Source organism: Actinotalea sp. JY-7876 (genome assembly GCF_014042015.1).
GTDB lineage: Bacteria > Actinomycetota > Actinomycetes > Actinomycetales > Cellulomonadaceae > Actinotalea.
Genome location: NZ_CP059493.1, coordinates 2,152,101 through 2,170,830 on the forward strand (window position 1 = coordinate 2,152,101; position 18,730 = coordinate 2,170,830).

At 74.2% G+C, this 18,730-nt stretch carries 16 protein-coding genes; 7 read left to right on the forward strand and 9 right to left on the reverse strand.

Translation table 11 applies throughout. The features are described 5' to 3' along the window. Positions 1-20: 20 nt before the first annotated feature. From H2O74_RS10100 to H2O74_RS10115, 4 genes are all read right to left on the reverse strand, one after another. Complete coding sequence (locus H2O74_RS10100) at positions 21-1,886, reverse strand: glycoside hydrolase family 13 protein (RefSeq protein ID WP_182111467.1); 1,866 nt, start codon at positions 1,884-1,886, stop codon at positions 21-23. Between the two features lie 13 nt (positions 1,887-1,899). Further along, the gene (locus H2O74_RS10105; protein ID WP_182111468.1) at positions 1,900-2,832 is read right to left on the reverse strand and encodes a sugar ABC transporter permease; all 933 of its coding nucleotides are present in this window, start codon (positions 2,830-2,832) and stop codon (positions 1,900-1,902) included. A 1-nt stretch (position 2,833) separates the two neighbouring features. Beyond that, positions 2,834-4,462 (reverse strand): ABC transporter permease subunit, encoded by a 1,629-nt coding sequence (locus tag H2O74_RS10110; protein ID WP_182111469.1) that lies wholly within the window; start codon positions 4,460-4,462, stop codon positions 2,834-2,836. Positions 4,463-4,571: 109 nt separating this feature from the next. Then, positions 4,572-5,816 carry an extracellular solute-binding protein gene (locus tag H2O74_RS10115; RefSeq protein ID WP_182111470.1) on the reverse strand — a complete coding sequence of 415 codons (1,245 nt, stop codon included), beginning with the start codon at positions 5,814-5,816 and terminating at the stop codon, positions 4,572-4,574. 170 nt (positions 5,817-5,986) lie between these two features. Here H2O74_RS10115 and H2O74_RS10120 point away from each other — a divergent pair, with 170 nt between their 5' ends. Both H2O74_RS10120 and H2O74_RS10125 read left to right on the forward strand, forming a co-directional pair. Continuing rightward, a complete protein-coding gene (locus H2O74_RS10120; protein WP_255491554.1) occupies positions 5,987-7,051 on the forward strand; it encodes a LacI family DNA-binding transcriptional regulator in 1,065 nt (354 codons plus the stop codon). 57 nt (positions 7,052-7,108) lie between these two features. Further along, positions 7,109-8,848: an alpha-amylase family glycosyl hydrolase gene (locus H2O74_RS10125; protein WP_182111472.1), complete on the forward strand. Its 1,740-nt coding sequence runs from the start codon at positions 7,109-7,111 to the stop codon at positions 8,846-8,848. A gap of 21 nt (positions 8,849-8,869) precedes the next feature. Here the strand turns inward: H2O74_RS10125 and H2O74_RS10130 are convergent, their stop codons facing one another. From H2O74_RS10130 to H2O74_RS10140, 3 genes are read right to left on the reverse strand one after another with little or no spacing between them, the layout of a single operon-like run. Further along, complete coding sequence (locus tag H2O74_RS10130; protein ID WP_182111473.1) at positions 8,870-10,414, reverse strand: PQQ-binding-like beta-propeller repeat protein; 1,545 nt, start codon at positions 10,412-10,414, stop codon at positions 8,870-8,872. A gap of 27 nt (positions 10,415-10,441) precedes the next feature. Next, positions 10,442-11,632 carry a tRNA dihydrouridine synthase DusB gene (dusB, locus tag H2O74_RS10135; RefSeq protein ID WP_255491896.1) on the reverse strand — a complete coding sequence of 397 codons (1,191 nt, stop codon included), beginning with the start codon at positions 11,630-11,632 and terminating at the stop codon, positions 10,442-10,444. A gap of 16 nt (positions 11,633-11,648) precedes the next feature. Beyond that, a complete protein-coding gene (locus H2O74_RS10140; RefSeq protein ID WP_182111475.1) occupies positions 11,649-13,034 on the reverse strand; it encodes a glycine--tRNA ligase in 1,386 nt (461 codons plus the stop codon). 228 nt (positions 13,035-13,262) lie between these two features. Here H2O74_RS10140 and H2O74_RS10145 point away from each other — a divergent pair, with 228 nt between their 5' ends. The 5 genes from H2O74_RS10145 to H2O74_RS10165 are packed head-to-tail and all read left to right on the forward strand — an operon-like array spanning position 13,263 to position 16,862. Then, on the forward strand, positions 13,263-14,189 hold the full coding sequence (locus tag H2O74_RS10145) for a metal ABC transporter substrate-binding protein (protein ID WP_220457946.1): 927 nt from the start codon (positions 13,263-13,265) through the stop codon (positions 14,187-14,189). 37 nt (positions 14,190-14,226) lie between these two features. After that, on the forward strand, positions 14,227-15,000 hold the full coding sequence (locus H2O74_RS10150; protein ID WP_182111476.1) for a metal ABC transporter ATP-binding protein: 774 nt from the start codon (positions 14,227-14,229) through the stop codon (positions 14,998-15,000). Beyond that, positions 14,997-15,929 carry a metal ABC transporter permease gene (locus H2O74_RS10155; RefSeq protein WP_370525727.1) on the forward strand — a complete coding sequence of 311 codons (933 nt, stop codon included), beginning with the start codon at positions 14,997-14,999 and terminating at the stop codon, positions 15,927-15,929. The genes H2O74_RS10150 and H2O74_RS10155 overlap by 4 nt, the downstream gene beginning before the upstream one ends. Next, positions 15,929-16,363 carry a Fur family transcriptional regulator gene (locus H2O74_RS10160; RefSeq protein ID WP_182111477.1) on the forward strand — a complete coding sequence of 145 codons (435 nt, stop codon included), beginning with the start codon at positions 15,929-15,931 and terminating at the stop codon, positions 16,361-16,363. Before H2O74_RS10155 ends, H2O74_RS10160 begins: the two co-directional genes overlap by 1 nt. After that, positions 16,356-16,862: a DedA family protein gene (locus H2O74_RS10165; protein WP_182111478.1), complete on the forward strand. Its 507-nt coding sequence runs from the start codon at positions 16,356-16,358 to the stop codon at positions 16,860-16,862. The genes H2O74_RS10160 and H2O74_RS10165 overlap by 8 nt, the downstream gene beginning before the upstream one ends. A gap of 39 nt (positions 16,863-16,901) precedes the next feature. Here H2O74_RS10165 and H2O74_RS10170 read toward each other — a convergent pair whose 3' ends face one another. Together H2O74_RS10170 and recO are read right to left on the reverse strand one after the other, a co-directional pair. Further along, positions 16,902-17,729 carry an isoprenyl transferase gene (locus H2O74_RS10170; RefSeq protein WP_182111479.1) on the reverse strand — a complete coding sequence of 276 codons (828 nt, stop codon included), beginning with the start codon at positions 17,727-17,729 and terminating at the stop codon, positions 16,902-16,904. Further along, entirely contained in the window at positions 17,729-18,460 is a 732-nt protein-coding gene (gene recO / locus H2O74_RS10175; protein ID WP_182111480.1) for a DNA repair protein RecO, read from the reverse strand. The genes H2O74_RS10170 and recO overlap by 1 nt, the downstream gene beginning before the upstream one ends. Positions 18,461-18,730: the final 270 nt, after the last annotated feature.

Consider the following 18,730-nt stretch of genomic DNA (forward strand, 5'->3'; position numbering starts at 1 on the left):
CTCCCGCCGCGGGACCTGCCTCACACCGCGGGCCGGTCGAGGCGCCACACCCCGACGCCCGGCCCCTGCCCCGGCACGAGCAGGCCGTCCCCGCCGCGCCGCAGGTCCGGGCCGTGCAGCGTCGTGGCGCCGGCGCCGAGCCCTTCCGGCAGGACGGCGCCCGACCACGGCGCGCGGGCCACGGCGACGAGGACGCTCTCCTCGGGGGTCTCGCGCAGGTAGAGCACCGCGTCGTCCTCCACCAGCAGCCAGCGCAGCCCGCCGCGGCGCAGTGCCGCGGAGGCCCGGCGCACGGCGATGAGCGAGCGGTAGGTCTCGAAGGTCCGGGAGTGCCAGCGCTCCGGGCGGTCCCACGGCATGGTGACGCGCGCGTGCTCGCCGTTGTCGCCCGTGGCGCCCACCTCGTCCCCCGCGAAGATCATCGGGGTGCCGGGGTAGGTCATGAGCAGCCCGACCGCGACCTCGACCGCGGCGTCGACCTCACCCTCGGGCCGCACCCCCGCCCCCACCGTGGTGCGCAGCCGCGGGGTGTCGTGGGACCCGAGCATGTTCCACTGGTGCGCGGTGACCTGCCACGGGACGAGCGCGTCGAAGTCGCGCATCGCGCCGACCATCGCCCCACCGGGACGCCGCGGCCGCGGCACGGGCAGGCCCAGCATCGGCGCCGTGCTCCCGGGCGGCGTCAGCCACGTCCACACCGGCCGCGTGAAGCCGGTGTAGTTCATCGCCGCGTGCCAGGTGTCACCCGTCAGGTCGCGCGAGGCGTCGTGGAAGTGCTCGCCGACCAGGAGGGCGTCGGGGTTCTGCGCGGCCACGGTGGCGCGGATCGCGCGGGCGACCTCGTGCGTGAGGTCCACGTCGCGGTAGCGGCCGGTCATGTTGGCGACGTCGATGCGCCACCCGTCCAGCGCGAAGGGCTCGCGGAGCCACCGGGCCACCACCGAGTCCTGGCCCCGGACCAGCCGGTCGGCGAGCGCCGGGGCTCGGTGGTCGAGCTTGGGCAGGCTCGCGTGGCCGAGCCACCCCACGTGGCCCGCGTCGGTCCAGTGGTAGAACGAGGCCTCCACCGAGCCCCGGTCCGCGGCGGCCCGCCGGAACCACTCGTGGGCGTCGCCGGTGTGGTTGGTGGTCAGGTCACCCATGACCCGCACCCCGCGCCGGTGTGCCTGGGCCACGAGCGAGGCCAGGGCCTCGTCGCCCCCGAGCAGGGGGTCGACGTGCTCGAAGGTGCTCGCGTCGTAGCGGTGGTTGGACCGGGCCGGGAAGAACGGCGTGAGGTACAGGACGTCCGCGCCGAGCTGCCGCAGGTGGTCCAGCCGCTCCTCGATCCCGCGCAGGTCCCCACCGAAGAGCTGACGCGGCGTGCTCGGGCCCGAGCCCACGGGCTCGTCGTCCCAGTCCGCCGGCTCGGCCCAGTCGGGCAGACCGGAGCCGGCCGGCGCGTCGGCCGACCGCGCGAAGCGGTCGGGGAAGACCTGGTAGACGACGGCGTCGCGGGCCCAGGCCGGCGCCGGGGTGTGCACGGTGAGGCGGAAGTCGGCCGCGTCGGGCACGTCCCGGGCGTGGACCCCCCGGCCGTTGAGCCACCGGTAGCCGCCGGGCTCGTCGAGCAGGAAGCGGTAGGACGTCACCGGGTTGTGCACCTCGACCTCGGCCACGTACCAGCGCTCGCCGCCGGCCGTGACGTCGAGGCGGGCCGGCGTCACGTGCGGCTCGCCGTCGCGCACCGTGCGCAGGTGCACCGCCCGCGTCGGCGCGTCCTGCGGCACGCGCACGCGCACCGGCACCACGTCGCCCAGCCGCGGCGTGGCGTCCGGCACGTGCCGGACGCTCCCGTCGTGGTGGGCGTCCAGGCGCACGGGCCGGGCCGTCCCGCCTGCGGTCATCCCTTGCTCGCGGTCATCCCTTGACGGAGCCCGCCGTGAGCCCACCGACGATGTAGCGCTGCAGGAAGATGAACAGCACCACGACCGGGATCGCGCTGATCACGGCACCGGCGGCGAACAGCCCCCAGTTCGCCGAGAGCAGGTCGGACACCCACTGGTACAGGCCGACCGCGAGCGTCCAGTTCTCCTCGGACTGCAGGATGAGCTTGGCCAGCAGGAAGTCCGAGAACGAGGAGATGAAGGACAGCAGGCCGACGACGGCCAGGATCGGCGCGACCAGCCGCAGCACGATCGTCCAGTAGATCTGTGCGTGCGTGGCGCCGTCGATCTTGGCCGCCTCGTCGAGCTCCTTGGGCACGGTGTTGAAGAAGCCGTACATGAGGAACGTGTTCACCCCGAGCGCGCCGCCCAGGTAGACCATGATCAGCGCGAGCCGCGAGTTGAGGCCCAGGGCCGGCACGACCTCGCCCAGCGAGAGCAGCAGGAGGAACACGGCGACGAAGGCCAGCAGCTGCGGGAACATCTGGATGATGAGCAGCGCCGACAGGCCGACCCGGCGCCCGGTGAACCGGAAGCGCGAGAAGGCGTAGGCGGCCGCCGCCCCCATGAGCACGGTGCCCACGGCCGTCGACGTGGCGACCACGAGCGTGTTGACGACCCAGTTCCAGAACCGCGTGTCGCCCAGGTCGGCGTAGTTCGCGCCGGAGATCGTGCCGAACAGCTCGTTGGAGCCGGTCAGGGTCCCGCCCTCGGCGAGGGACGCCGAGATGACGTAGAGGATCGGGAAGCCCGCGTACACGATGGCGAGCACGGCGACGACGTAGCGCCAGCCCAGCTCGCGCCACCAGCGGCGCGGGCCCATGCGGACCTGCGCGGGGTCGGCGGGCCGGCGGCCGCGGCGGGACGCGGTGGCCGGGGCGGTGGAGGTCAGGTCGGTGGTGGCCATGTCAGTTGATGTCCTCCAGCGCGCGCGTCCTGCGGAAGCTGATCACCGAGATGGTGGCCACGATGACGAAGATGACGATCGACAGGGCGCTCGCCAAGCCGTAGTTCTTGGGCGCCCCGCCGTCCAGGCCGGAGATCGAGTACACCATCGTGATGAGGATGTCGGTGGCCCCGACGGGCACGGAGGCGTCCGGGAACCGCGGCGCCCCCTCGGTGAGCATCTCGATGATGTTGAAGTTGTTGAAGTTGAAGGCGAACGACGAGATGAGCAGCGGCGTCGTCGCGACGAGGACGAGCGGCAGGGTCACCGACCGCCACAGGCGGACCGGCCCCGCGCCGTCGATCTTGGCGGCCTCGACGATGTCACCCGGGATGGACTGCAGGGCGCCGGTGCAGATGAGGAACATGTACGGGAAGCCGACCCACAGCTGCACCCCCATCACCGCCACCTTGGCGAGCCACGGGTCGCCGAGCCAGTTGATGTCGACGCCGCCCAGCAGCACCGTGTTGATGAACCCGTAGTCCCGGTTCAGCATGCCTCGCCACAGCAGGTAGGACATGAAGGCCGGGAACGCGTACGGGAGGATCAGCAGGGCGCGCAGGACGCGGCGGAACTTAATGCGGTCGTCGTTGAGGACCACCGCGAAGAACAGGCCGACGAAGAACGTCAGCGCCACGGAGAGCACCGCGAAGACGAGGGTCCAGACGAGCACCTTGAGGAACGGCGTCGAGTACCGCGTGTCGCCGAACGCCTGCACGAAGTTGTCGAAGCCGACGGTGACCCGCCAGCCCACCGGGAGCTTCGTGCCGTCGGGCGCCTCGAACTGCCCTTCCGCGTTGGGCGCGTACTCGACGCCCGTCGAGGTGTCGATCATGCGGTCGGTGTCCGCGTCGTACTCGAGGCTCGAGCGGTAGACGTAGCCGTTGCGCCCGTCCTGCGTGCGGATCGAGCCGTCCTCGGGGTCGTCGGAGACCGGGACCCGCAGCCCTGTCACGTCGCGCTGGCGTTCGAGCACCTGCTGGCGGGTGAGGATCGTCCAGCCCGGCACGTCGGTCACCGTGCCGTCGTCCACGACGCCGTCGTCGACGTCGTGGAGGGGGTCCTCCGCCGTGCCGACGCGGACCTCGCCGTCGACGTCGAGCGCGAAGCCGAGCTCGCCACCGCCGAGCGGCCCGGAGCGCTCGACCACCACCAGCGGGTAGGCGGAGGTGCCCTCGACGCGCTTCTCGTTCTGCACCAGGAGGGCCTCGATGGCCTGGTCCTTGGTCGCGTTGTGCCCGTCGCCGTAGTTCGTGAAGGCCACGTACCCCGTGTAGGCGACGACGAAGATCTGGTACACGAGCAGGAAGGCCAGGCCAGGGAGCAGGTACTTCAGCGGCACCGCGCGCTTGGTGAAGTACACCCAGTTCGTGACCGCGAGCAGCACCACGGTGGCCCAGAGGATCGCCTGGTTCCCCTCCGCGATCGCCGCCATGACGATGTAGACGCCGATCGCGTCGATCAGGGCGACCAGGACGAGCTTGACGAAGAACCCGCGCGAGAAGGTCCGCGCGTGGGACGAGCGTCCAGCCCGCGCGGCGGCTCCTTCCTCGACGGGCGGCGGGGCGATCGGGGCCTGCGGAGTGCTCATCGGATCTCCTGAGGTGGCGAGGCGTCGCTGCGTCGCGGCCGTCGTGACTGTCGCTGGTGGAACGCCGGGCCCGGGAGTACCGCTCCCGGGCCCGGCGTGACGAGGTCCGTCAGGAGGCGGCGTCGATGGCGGCCTGGATGTCCGTCACCATCTTCTCCCAGCCGGCGACCGGCTCGATGGAGCCGCTGATGATCCCGGCCTCGGTGGCGCCCCAGAAGCTCCACACGGCACCCATCTCGGGCAGTGCGGGCGACGGGAGGGCGTCCTCGGCGACGACGCGGAAGCCCGCGGTCAGCGGGTCCTCGGAGGCGACGTCGGCCGCGGCCGTCAGCGCCGGCAGGCGGTTGCCGGCCTCGTACAGCGCGACCTGGGCCTCCTCGGTGGCCATGTAGCCGGTGAGGAAGTCGCTCGCGATGAGCTGGTTGTCGCTCTGCGCGTTGACGTAGAACCCGGGCACGCCCGAGAACGGCCGCGCGGGCTCGCCGCCGGCGCTCGGGATCGGGTCGACCGCGAGGTCCATGCCCTCGAACGTCGACAGCATCCAGGGGCCACCCAGGATGTAGGGCGACTCCCCGTTCTTGAACGCCTCGACGGCGATGTCGTAGGTCATCGAGGTGCTCAGCACGCCGGCGTCGGCCTGCGCCTTGAGCCACTGCGCGAACGCGGTGCCGGGCTCGCCGCCGAGCTCGAGCTCGGGCAGGTAGGCGCCCTCCGCGTCCTGGGCGAAGACCTCCGCCCCGAACGAGGTCTGGAACGGGTACATCGTGTACGGGTCGCCGTCCTCGCCCACCTGCACGAGGAACGGGTACGTCGTGCCCGCGGCACGGCCCTGGGCGATCATCTCGTCGAAGGTGGCGGGCGTGGAGTCCGCGAGCGCCGTGTTGCGGATGATCGCGATGTTCTCGATCGCGTAGGGAAGGCCGTAGATCTGGCCGTCGTAGGTCCACGCCTCGATGGCGATCTCCTCGAAGTCGCCCGCGAGGTCACCCAGCTCGACCGGGGCGACCACGCCGTTGGTCGTGAACTCGCCGAGCCAGTCCGAGGCGCCGACCGTGAGGTCCGGGCCCTCGCCCGTCGGCACCTGCGCGAGGAAGTCCGCGCGGATGTCGTCGAAGTTCTTCAGCACGGTCTCGACCGTCGTGCCGGTCTCCTCCTCGAACGCCGCCGCGGCGGACTCGACGGCCGCCTGCCGGGTCTCGTCGACCCAGACGGTCAGGGTGCCGCCCTCTCCGGCACCGCCGGTCTCCTCGGTGGCAGCGCCGGTGTCCTCGGTGTCCGTGTCGCCCCCGCCGCAGGCGGCCAGGGTCAGGGCGGCGCCGAGGGCAGCCGCGACGAGTGGGATGCTCCGTCGCATCGTGTTCTCCAGTGGTTCGTGTTTCTCGCCGCCGGGCCGTGCCGCGTCGACTCTGATACGGCGACGCTAACGCCGCGGATAGCGCGCTGCAAATCGTTGCGGTAACTTTCAGGTCACGTCGTTGCAGACCGAACCCGAGGGGAGGACAGGTGTCCTCTACGCTGCCGACCGTGCGCACCAGGCTGAAGGACCTCGCCGACCAGGCGGGCGTCAGCACGGCCACCGTGTCCCGCGTCCTGAACGGCAAGGCCGGCGTCGCCGCCGACACCCGCAAGGCCGTCCTCGCCGCGCTGGACGTGCTCGGCTACGACCGTCCCGAGAAGCTCCGGACCCGCTCCGAGGGGCTGGTCGGGCTCATCGTCCCGGAGCTCGACAACCCCGTCTTCCCCGCCCTCGCGCAGGCGATCGAGACCATGCTCTCCGAGCGGGGCTACACCCCGTTGCTGTGCACCCAGTCCCCCGGCGGCACCACGGAGGACGAGTACGTCGAGATGCTGCTCGAGCACGGCGTCGACGGCATCGTCTTCGTCTCGGGCCGCCACGCCGACATGGCCGCGGGCCGTGACCGCTACCACCGCCTGCGCAGCCGCGGGGTGCCGATCGTGCTGGTCAACGGCTTCGCGCGCGGCGTCGACGCCCTGGCCGTCTCCACCGACGACGTCGTCGCCGTCGAGCTCTCGCTGCGCCACCTCGCCTCCCTGGGCCACACCCGCATCGGTCTCGCGATCGGCCCGGACCGGTACATCCCGGCGCACCGCAAGGTCGCGGCGTTCACGGCGGCCCTGCAGCGCCGCGACCCGGCGGCCGACCCGGCCGAGCACGTGGTCAGCACGCTCTTCACCGTCGAGGGCGGGCAGGCCGCGGGCGGCGAGCTCATCGACAGCGGCCACACGGCCCTGATCTGCGGGTCCGACCTCATGGCCCTCGGCGCCATCCGCGCCGCCCGCTCGCGCGGGCTCCGCGTGCCCGAGGACGTCTCCGTCGTCGGCTTCGACGACTCCCCGCTCATCGCCTTCACCGACCCGCCGCTGACCACCGTGCGCCAGCCGGTGGAGCGGATGGGCAAGGCCGCCGTCAGCGCCCTGCTCTCCGAGATCTCCGGCACCCGTGTCCCCCGCACCGAGCTGCTCTTCCACCCCGAGCTCATCGTGCGTGGCTCGACGGGTCCGGTCGCCGCCGCCGCGATGGTGGCGGCGCGCGTCCCGGCCGTCGACGCGACCGCCGTCGCCAACTGACGCCCCCGGCGTCCCGACGCCGCGTCCCCCGCATCCACCGACACCACCGGGAAGCTCATGTCCTTCGCCACGTCCGTCACGCCCGCGCCCGTCGACACCCCGACCCCCCGCCGCGAGGCCGGTGAGTGGTGGCGCACGGCGGTGATCTACCAGGTCTACCCGCGCTCCTTCGCCGACGCGTCGGGCGACGGCATCGGCGACCTGCCGGGCATCACCTCCCGCCTGCCGCACCTGGCCGAGCTCGGTGTCGACGCGATCTGGCTCTCGCCGTTCTACCGCTCGCCCCAGCACGACGCCGGCTACGACGTCGCCGACTACCGCGACGTGGACCCGCTGTTCGGCACGCTGGACGACATCGACGCGCTGATCGAGCGCGCCCACGACCTCGGCATCCGGGTGATCATCGACCTGGTCCCGAACCACACGTCCAGCGAGCACGCGTGGTTCCGGGCCGCCCGCGCGGCCGCGCCGGGCAGCCCCGAGCGCGCACGGTACGTGTTCCGCGACGGGCGTGGCCCGGGCGGGGACGAGCCGCCCAACAACTGGACCTCCGTCTTCGGCGGCAGCGCGTGGACGCGCGTCACCGAGCCCGACGGCACGCCGGGCCAGTGGTACCTGCACCTGTTCGACACGACGCAGCCGGACCTGGACTGGACCAACCCCGAGGTGCGCGACGAGTTCCGCTCGGTGCTGCGCTTCTGGCTGGACCGCGGCGTCGACGGCTTCCGCGTGGACGTCGCCCACGGCATGGTCAAGGCCGAGGGCCTGCCGGACTGGTCCGGCACGTCCGCCATGATCGACGGTGCGCACGAGGGCGAGGTGGGCGCCGAGGACGGCTCGACCGGCGCCGGCAACCGCGGCCCGATGTGGGACCAGGAGGGCGTGCACGAGATCTACCGCGACTGGCACCAGGTCCTGGCCGAGTACGACGGCGACCGCTGCCTGGTGGCCGAGGCGTGGGTCGAGCCGCTGAGCCGCCTGGCCCGCTACGTCCGCCCGGACGAGATGCACCAGGCGTTCAACTTCGCCTTCCTCACGGCCCGGTGGGACGCGCCCGCGCTGCGGGACGTGGTCACGGCGTCGCTCGCGGCCAACGAGGCCGTCGGCGCGCCCACGACGTGGGTCCTGTCGAACCACGACGTCGTCCGGCACGCCTCGCGCCTCGGCCTGGCCGTCCCGGGCTCCAAGCCCAACGGCATCGGCGAGGGCGATCCGCAGCCGGACGAGGAGCTGGGCCTGCGCCGCGCCCGGGCCGCGACGCTCCTCATGCTGGGGCTGCCCGGGTCGGCGTACCTCTACCAGGGCGAGGAGCTCGGCCTGCCCGAGCACACCAGCCTGGACGACGACGAGCGCGAGGACCCGACGTGGTGGCGCTCGCAGTACACCGAGCGCGGCCGCGACGGTTGCCGGGTGCCGCTGCCCTGGAGCGCGGACGCGCCGGGGTTCGGCTTCTCCCCCACCGGCCGCACGTGGCTCAGCCAGCCGGCGTCGTTCGCGCGGTACGCCGCCGACGTCCAGCGGGGCGTCGCGGGGTCGACGTACGAGACCTACCGCGTCGCGCTGCGCCTGCGGCGCGAGCACGGGCTCGGCCACGGCACGCTGACCTGGGCCGAGGGCCTGGGCGACCCGGCGGAGGTCGTCGCCTTCCACAACGACGACGTCCTCGTCGTGGCGAACCTCGGCGAGCGGGAGGTCGCCCTGCCCGAGGGGTACGGCGTGCTCCACGCGTCCGTCACGATCGCGCAGGGCGCGACGGTCGTGCCCGGCGACGCGACGGTCTGGGCGCGCCGGGCCTGAGCCGCCTCGGCGCGGGGTGGGTCAGGCCAGCCCGGCGACCCACCCCTCGCCGACGACGAGCACCCGCCCGTCCAGCGGTCCCACGACGTGCCTCGTGCCCTCGGGCAGCGGCGCGCGCCAGGCCGGCGACCCGGTCCGCACGTCGTGAGCGACGAGCGCGTCGCGTCCCTCCTCGCGGTGGTGCAGCAGCACGAGCGTGCCGTCCGTCAGGGCCGGTGCGTGCGCCTCGTCGCCCAGGGGCCCGACCTGCCAGGCCACCGCGCCGGTGCGGACGTCCACCGCCGTGGCGGTCCCGGCCTCGACGAGCACGGCGCGGCCGGCGACCGTCACGGGGACCCGCGTCCTCCGCGAGCCCGGTGCCTGCCACAGCACGGCGCCCGTCGCGACGTCGACGGCGCCGACGGTGGTCCCGGACGTCGCGACCAGCAGCGTCCCGGGCTCGGACCGGTCACGCAGGCCCGTGCGCAGCGCGGGGCCCGGGAGCACGGTGCGCGTGCCGTCGGCCAGGACGACGCTCCCCGAGCCGCCCGGGAACGTCGCGCTCCGCGCGTGCCGCCACACCAGGCGCGCCCCGTCCGGGAGGTCGTGCTGCTCCACCGCGGAGGTCGCCGCGTCGAGCTGCTCGACGTCGGCCGGGCGCCCGTCCCGCAGGTCGTAGGCCACGGTCTCGTCGAGACCGGCGACGACGACCGTCCCGTCGCGCCACCCGACGTGCCGCAGACCCGCCGCGACGTCGCGCCCGACCACCAGCCGCCAGCGCACCGCGCCGGTTCCCGGGTCCCACCGGGTCACGTGCAGCCGGACGTCGTCGGCGTCGGTCACCAGGACGAGGTCGCCGTCGAGCACGTCGCTGGCGACCAGGACGCCCGCGACCGTGAGCGCGCGCCCCTCGACGCCCGTCGCGCCGTCCACGCTGGTCACGGTCGTGCTGGCCGCCGCGGACGCGGCCTCGCGCAGCGCGGGCGGGGCGATGTCCCGCCCGCCCGTGCGGCCCGAGCGCACGCAGACCACGTCGGGGCCGGACGGGGCGCCGACCTCGGGCCCCTGCCGTCCGACGGCCGGCATCGAGCGCCCGGCCAGGTCGGCGAGCGGCCGGCAGCTCCCGCTGCGCCCGTCGGGCGACGGGCGCGTCCAGAGCAGCTCGCCGTCGCGGGCGTCCACCGCGGTGGTCGCGTCGCCGTCCGCGATGAGCACCACGTCACCCGCCTGGCCGACGACGCGGTCGCCGTCGACCCGCCACCGCTCGGCGAGGGCGCCGTCCAGCGGTGCCATGACGCCGGGCACGCCGGAGAGCGACGCCGCGAGCGCGCGGTCCCGCTCGGACTCGCGCTCCGAGACCAGCACCGTGGTCACCACGAGCAGGGCGACCGCACCCGCGCCCAGGAGCCGGCGCCTGCCGCGCACCGCGCCGGCGCGCCCGCCGGGCACGCCGCGCACCGCGCCGGCGCGCCCGCCGGGCACCGGGCGGCCCGCGGCCCGCGCGGGGCGCGCGACCTCCCGGTCGGCGTCCTCGAGCTCGACGTCGACGAGGTCACGCGGGCGGTCGGGCCCGTGCGGCCGGCCCATCCGGTGAGCGTAGACCCGACCCCCGGGTCAGCCGCCGGAGACGCTCAGCTCGGCCTCCTGCAGCGAGCGCCGGAACGCGTCGCTGAGGTCGCGGGAGTCGAGCCAGCCCTCCGGCAGGTGCGGACGCTTCGGCGAGCCGGCGCGGCCGCGCTGCCCCTCCGCGCCGACGCCGGGATACGGCTGGTCGAGGTCGAGGCGCCCGAGGAGCTCGTCGAGGTGGGTCAGGGACTCGACCAGGGCCAGCTCGGCGCGCAGGGGCCCGCCGACCGCGTACCCCTTGAGGTACCAGGCCATGTGCTTGCGCAGCTCGCGCAGCGCCTTGGACTCGTCACCGAACTCCTCGACCATGAGCTCGGCGTGCCGCCGCACGACGCCGGCGACCTCCCGCAGGCCGGGCCGGACGCGGACGTCGGACCCGCGCATCGCGGCGGCGAGGTCGGCGAACAGCCACGGCCGACCCTGGCAGCCACGCCCCACGACGACGCCGTCGCACCCGGTCTCGCGCATCATCGTCAGCGCGTCCTCAGCGGACCAGATGTCGCCGTTGCCGAGCACCGGGATGTCCGTGACCGCCTCCTTGAGGCGCGCGATCGCGGACCAGTCGGCGGTGCCGGAGTAGTAGTCGGCGGCCGTGCGCGCGTGCAGGGCGACGGCTGCGACGCCGGCGTCCTGGGCCGTGAGGCCGGCCTCGAGGTACGTCAGGTGGTCCTCGTCGATGCCCTTGCGCATCTTGACCGTCACGGGCACGCCGTGCGGCGCCGCGGCGCCGACGGCGGCCCGGACGATCGCCGCGAACAGGTCCCGCTTCCACGGCAGCACCGCGCCGCCGCCGCGCCGGGTCACCTTCGGGACCGGGCAGCCGAAGTTGAGGTCGACGTGGTCGGCGCGGTCCTCCTCGACGAGCATCCGGACCGCCGCGCCGACCGTCGTCGGCTCGACGCCGTACACCTGGACCGAGCGGGGGCGCTCGTCCGGGTCGTGGCGGATGATCCGCAGCGACTCGGGCGTGCGCTCGACCAGGGCCCGCGAGGTGACCATCTCCGCGACGTACAGCCCGGCGCCGTGCTCACGGCACAGCCGCCGGAACGCGCGGTTCGTCACCCCGGCCATGGGCGCGAGGACGACCGGGACGTCGACAGTGATCGGTCCGATGCGCAGCGGCCGGACCCCCGGCACGGCCCCGAGGGGCGGGCCGGGGGTCGCGGATCCGCTCGGCACGCTCACGACGCCCCCGTCAGCTGCCCAGCAGCTGCGGCGCGAGGTACGCCGAGACCTTGTCGAGGCTGACGCGCTCCTGCGCCATCGTGTCGCGCGAGCGGATGGTCACGGCCTGGTCCTGCAGCGAGTCGAAGTCGACGGTGATGCAGAACGGCGTGCCGATCTCGTCCTGGCGGCGGTAGCGGCGGCCGATCGCCCCGGCGTCGTCGAAGTCGACGTTCCAGGCCGCGCGCAGCTCGGTCGCCAGCGCCTTCGCGACGGGCGAGAGGTCCTCGTGGCGCGAGAGCGGCAGGACCGCGGCCTTGACCGGGGCGAGCCGCGGGTCCAGGCGCAGGACCGTGCGCTTGTCGACGCCACCCTTGGCGTTGGGCGCCTCGTCCTCGGCGTACGCCTCGACGAGGAACGCCATGAGGGACCGCGTCAGGCCGGCCGCGGGCTCGATGACGTACGGCACCCAGCGCTCGTTCTTGGTCTGGTCGAAGTACGAGAGGTCCTGGCCGGAGTGCTCGGAGTGCGTTCGCAGGTCGAAGTCCGTGCGGTTCGCGATGCCCTCGAGCTCGCCCCACTCGCTGCCCTGGAAGCCGAACCGGTACTCGATGTCCACGGTGCGGGTCGAGTAGTGGGAGAGCTTCTCCTTCGGGTGCTCGTAGAGCCGCAGGTTGTCGCGCGAGATGCCCAGGCCGACGTACCAGTCCGTCCGGGTGTCGATCCAGTACTGGTGCCACTCGGCGTCGGTGCCGGGCTCGACGAAGAACTCCATCTCCATCTGCTCGAACTCGCGCGTGCGGAAGATGAAGTTGCCCGGCGTGATCTCGTTGCGGAACGACTTGCCGATCTGGCCGATGCCGAACGGCGGCTTCTTGCGCGACGTCGTCATGACGTTGGCGAAGTTCACGAAGATGCCCTGGGCGGTCTCGGGCCGCAGGTAGTGCAGGCCGGACTCGTCCTCGACGGGGCCGAGGTAGGTCTTGAGCATCATGTTGAAGTCGCGCGGCTCGGTCCACCTGCCGCGCGTGCCGCAGCTCGGGCACGCGATGTCGGCCAGGCCGTTCTCGGCGGCGCGGCCCTTCTTCTCCTCGAACTCCTCGAGCATCTGGTCCTCGCGGAACCGCTTGTGGCACGAGAGGCACTCGGTGAGCGGGTCCGTGAAGACGCCGACGTGGCCGGACGCGACCCAGACCTGACGCGGCAGGATCACCGAGGAGTCCAGGCCGACGATGTCCTCGCGGCTGGTGACCATGGCCCGCCACCACTGCTTCTTGATGTTCTCCTTGAGCTCGACGCCCAGGGGCCCGTAGTCCCAGGCCGACCGCGTACCGCCGTAGATCTCTCCGGCCGGGAAGACGAAGCCGCGCCGCTTGGCGAGGTTCGTGACGGCGTCGAGGCGGGACGTGGGTGCCACATCAGCTCCAGGATTCAGCGGGTCCGTGCTGTGCTCGCGCACGGCGTGCGCGTGCGGGCACGGACGTCGTCGGGTGCACGCCACGGCCGACGGCCGGGCGCTCCCCAGGTTACCGGCGTCGCCCCCACCGCGGCACCGAATCGGCCGGTAGGCGCGTGCGGCCCACCCCGGACCGCGGCGCACCCGCGCGTTTGACAACCGTTCTCAGTCGTCTTGAGAATGGTTGTCATGTCCTCTCGTCGCCCCGCCGCGCTCGCCGCGGCCGCCGCGCTCCTGCTCGGCGGGTGCGCCGGGCCGCAGGCCGAGGACGACCGCGTCCTCGTGCTCGCCTCGATCTACCCGCTCCAGTACGTCGCGGAGCGGGTCGGCGGCGACCACGTGCGCGTCGAGCCGCTGACGCCGCCCGGTGCCGAGCCCCACGACCTGGAGCTCTCACCCCGGCAGGTCCGCGCCGTCGGGGAGGCCGACGTCGTCGTCCTGCTGGGCGGCTTCCAGGCGGCCGTCGACGAGGCCGTGGAGGCACGCGACCCGGAGCACGTGGTCGACGCGGCCGACGTCCCGCAGATCGCGGCACACGCCGCGCAGCACGACGAGGACGACCACGGCGAGGACCACGGCGACGACGGTCACGCGCACGACGGCGCCGACCCGCACTTCTGGCTCGACCCCACCCTGCTCGCCGCCGTCGCGGGCGACGTCGCACAGGCCCTGGCCGACGCCGATCCCGAGCACGCCGCCGACTACGAGGACGCGGCGGCCGCGCTCGAGGCCGACCTCCTCGACCTGGACGCCGAGCTCGCCGAGGGCCTGGCGTCCTGCGAGCGCGACGTGATCGTCACCTCCCACGCCGCGTTCGGCTACCTCGCGGAGCGCTACGGCCTCGAGCAGGTCGGGATCTCCGGCCTCGACCCGGAGGCGGAGCCGTCGCCCGCGCGCCTGCGCGAGGTCCGCGAGCTCGCCCAGGAGCACGACGTCACGACCGTCTTCACCGAGACGCTCGTGAGCCCGGACGTCGCCGAGGCGCTCGCGGGCGACCTGGGCGTCCAGACCGCGGTGCTCGACCCGATCGAGAGCCAGGCCGACCAGGACACGGACTACCGTGGCGCCATGGAGCGCAACCTGCAGGTCCTGCGGGAGGCGCTCGCGTGCGCCTGACCCCGCGACCCCGCCCCGTCGGGTGCGAGGCCCGCCGATGAGCGCCGCGGTCCGCGCGACGGGCGTGCACGTGACCCTCGGCGGCGCGCCGATCATCCACCACGTCGACCTCACGGTCGAGGACGGTGAGGTCGTCGGCCTGCTCGGCGCCAACGGGTCCGGCAAGTCCACGCTCGTCAAGGCGCTCGTCGGCGTGGTGCCGGTCGACCGCGGGCGCATCGAGCTCCTCGGCCGGCCCCTCGGCCGCGGCGTCGAGTGGGAGCGCATCGGGTACGTCCCGCAGCGGGTCTCGGCCGCGACCGGCGTCCCGGCCACCGCGGCGGAGGTCGTGACGTCCGGCACGCTGCACGCCCGCCGCCTGCGCCCGCCGCGGGACGCGCACCGGCGCGCGCTGGAGGCACTGGACCAGGTCGGCCTCGCCGCCGTCGCGGAGCGGCCGGTGCGCGAGCTCTCGGGCGGCCAGCAGCAGCGCGTGCTCATCGCGCGCGCCCTCGTGCGCCGCCCGGACCTGCTGCTGCTCGACGAGCCCGTCGCGGGCGTGGACCTGCCGAGCCAGCGCGCCTTCGCCGCCGCGCTCACGGCCCTCGCCGCGGCCGGCACGACCGTCCTGGTGGTGCTGCACGAGCTCGGCGCCCTCGCACCGCTCGTCCGGCGCGCCGTCGTGCTGCGGCACGGCTCCGTCGTGCACGACGGCGCACCGCCCGCCCCGTCGGCCGAGCACGCCGGCGCGGACCACGACCACGTGCACCCGCACGGGACGCCGGAGGACCTCGCCGTGGGGATCGCACCGAGGGTGGGGTGGGACCAGTGACCGCCTGGAGCGAGCTCGTGTCCCTGGTGACCGACCCGCTGATGCAGCGCGCCCTGCTGGCCGCGCTCCTGGTCGGCGTCACGGCACCCGTCATCGGCACCTACCTCGTGCAGCGCAAGCTCGCGCTGCTCGGCGACGGCATCGGCCACGTCGCCCTCACCGGCGTCGCCCTCGGCTGGCTCGTGGGCTCGCTCACGGGCCTCGCGCCCGACTCGCTCGCGATCCCGGGCGCCGTCGTCGCCGCGCTCGTCGGCGCGATCCTCATCGAGCTGGTCCGCGAGCGTGGCCGCACGACGGGCGACGTGGCCCTCGCGCTCCTCTTCTACGGCGGCATCGCCGGCGGCGTGCTGCTCATCTCCCAGGCCGGGGGCACGAGCGCCAACCTCATGGGGTACCTGTTCGGCTCCATCTCGACGGTCTCCTGGGCCGACCTCGGCCTGACCGTCGTCCTGACCGTGCTGGTGCTGGTCATCGGCGTCGGGCTGCGGACCGCCCTGTTCGCGGTGAGCCACGACGAGGAGTTCGCGCGCGCGGCGGGCCTGCCCGTGCGGGCGCTCAACCTCGCGATCGCCGTCATCGCGGCGCTCACGGTGACGCTCGCGATGCGCGTCGTCGGGCTGCTGCTCGTCAGCGCGCTGATGATCGTCCCGGTCGCGGTCGCGCAGCTCGTCACCGCGTCCTTCCGGCGCACGATGACGCTCGCCATGGTCATCGGCGCCGTGGTCTGCGTCGGCGGCCTGGCCATCACCTACTGGAACGACGTGTCCCCCGGCGCCACGATCGTCGTCCTCGCGATCGGGCTCTACGCCGCGACGTCGATCGCGCGTCCGGCGCTCGCGCGCCTGCGCGGCGGCGACACGCGCGCCGCTCACGACCCCCACCCCGTCCAGGACGACGACGTCCAGCTCACCCTGGGAGGTGGCCGCTGATGCAGCGGATGACCCGCCAGCGCTCCGCCGTCGCCGACCTGCTCGCCGACGTCGACGAGTTCCGCAGCGCCCAGCAGCTGCACGAGCAGCTCCGCGGGCGGGGCGAGGGCATCGGCCTCGCGACGGTCTACCGCACGCTGCAGAACCTCGCCGACGTCGGCGAGGTCGACGTGCTGCGCAGCGCCGACGGCGAGTCGCTCTACCGCCGGTGCGCCCGGCGGGAGCACCACCACCACCTCGTGTGCCGCACCTGCCGGACGACCGTCGAGATCGACGGGCCGACCGTCGAGTCCTGGGCCGCCCGGGTCGGCGCGTCGCACGGGTTCAGCGACATCGAGCACACGATCGAGCTCTTCGGAACGTGCACCGGGTGCGCCCGGGCGGGGACGAGCGGTGCGGTCGTCGAGGTGGGCGCGGGGGCCGACGGTGCCTGAGTGGCTCGAGGGCTGGCCGTTCCTGCCGGTCTACCTCTTCTTCGTCGGCGGTGCGGCCGTCCGGTCCCAGGCGACCTACTGGGTGGGCCGCGGGATCACCGCCGGCGTCCTGCGCTCGCGGTGGGCGCACCGGCTGGAGAACCCGCAGATCGAGCGGGCGACCCGCCTCATCGAGCGCTGGGGCATGCCGGTCGTGCCCCTGTCCTTCCTCACGGTCGGCCTGCAGAGCGCGGTGCACCTGTCGGCGGGCGTGCTGCGGCTGGCGTGGCCGCGGTACACCCTGTGGGCGTTCCCCGGCTACCTGGCCTGGGCGCTGGTGTGGGCGGGTGGCGGGATGGCGGCGGTCGCGGGCGCGGTCGAGCTCGGCACGCGCTCGCCGTGGGCGCTCGCCGCGGTCGTGTGCCTCCTGGCGGGCGTGGTCGCCGTGTTCATCGCCCGACGGCGCCGCCGCCGCGCGGCGGCCGGCGCCGAGACGGTCACCGTGGTCCAGGACGCCTGAGGCCGAGCGCCCCGCGACCCGGCACGCCGCGGGTGCGGCTCAGGGCGCGTCGGTCGCCGTCGCCCGGTCCACGGCGCCGCCGTAGCGGCGGTCGCGGCGGGCGTACGTCTCGACGGCGCGCCACAGGTGGCGGCGGTCGACGTCGGGCCAGTACTCGTCGAGGAAGACCATCTCCGCGTACGCGGCCTGCCAGATCATGAAGTTCGACGTCCGCTGCTCCCCCGACGTGCGCAGGAAGAGGTCGACGTCGGGCAGCTCCGGCTCGTCGAGGTAGCGCGCGACCGTGCGCTCGTCGACGCGCTCGGGGTCCAGGCGCCCGGCGGCGACCTCGCGCGCGATCGCCCTGGCGGCGTCGGCGACCTCGGCGCGGCCGCCGTAGTTGACGCACATGGTCAGCGTGCACACGTCGTTGCCGCGCGTGACCTCCTCGGCGGTCTCGAGCTCGGTGATCACCGAGCGCCACAGGCGCGGGCGCCGGCCCGCCCAGCGCACCCGCACACCCCAGGAGTCCATCGTGTCGCGGCGGCGGCGCAGCACGTCGCGGTTGAAGCCCATGAGGAAGCGCACCTCCTCCGGCGAGCGCTTCCAGTTCTCGGTCGAGAACGCGTAGGCGGAGATGTGGGTGACGCCGATCTCGATGGCGCCCGCGACGACGTCGAGCAGCGCCGCCTCGCCCGCCGCGTGGCCCTCGGTGCGGGGCAGGCCGCGCTCGTTCGCCCAGCGCCCGTTGCCGTCCATGACGATCGCCACGTGCTTCGGCACGAACTGCGCCGGGATCGCGGGCGGGCGCGCCCCCGAGGGGTGCGGCGGCGGGGCCTGCACCTCGCGGTCACGCCGGCCGCGGGTGCTCGCGCGCTCACGCGCCATCAGACGCGCTCGACCATGCGCAGCGAGCGCAGCCCGCGCTCGAGGTGGAACTGCAGGAAGGCCGCGACCAGCCCGCTCGCCTCGCGCCGGTCCCGGTCCGCGCTCGCGTCGGCCTCGGCCCACTCCCCCGTGAGCAGGGCGGCGAGGAGGCGGAACGTCTCGGGCGCCGGCGAGGCGGCGCCCGGCGGACGGCACGCACCGCACACCGCACCGCCCGAGCCGACGGCGAACGCCCGGTGCGGACCCGGGGCGCCGCACCGCGCGCAGTCGGTGAACGACGGCGCCCAGCCGGCGATCGCGAGCGACCGCAGCAGGTAGGAGTCCAGGACGAGGCCCGGCGCGTGCGCCCGCTCCGCGAGCGACCGCGTGGCGGCGACGAGCAGCAGGTACTGCTGCGTGGCGGGCTCGCGTTCCGCCTCGACGAGGCGCTCGGCCGTCTCGAGCATGGCCGTGCCCGCCGTGTACAGCGCGTAGTCCGCGCAGACGGCACGGGCGTAGGGCCCCAGCGTCTCGACCTGCGTGACGATGTCGAGGTTGCGCCCCGTGTAGAGCTGGGCGTCGACCACCATGAACGGCTCGACCCGCGACCCGAACCGGGACGAGGTGCGTCGCACGCCCTTCGCGACCGCGCGCACCTTGCCGTGGTGGCGGGTCAGGAGGGTCACGATGCGGTCGGCCTCGCCCAGCTTCTGGGCGCGCAGCACGATCGCCTCGTCGCGGTAGAGGCTCACGGCACCATTGTCCCCCGCCCCACCGACACCACACCCCCGCCGCGCCGCACGCCCGGCCCGCACCGCGCACACCCTCCGCCCGGCGCACCGGCCCCCACGGCCGCACCGCCGTGTCCGGTCCACTATTTCGCGTGCCCGGAGCCGTCACCGCGGGCTAGCGTCGGTGTGGTGCGGCCGCGCCACCCGGCGCGCCGCCCCGGGCGCCCGGCCGGCGCCCACGGACCCCTGGAAGGAGGTGCGCGCCATGACCGACGTCGTCGTCGTCCCCGT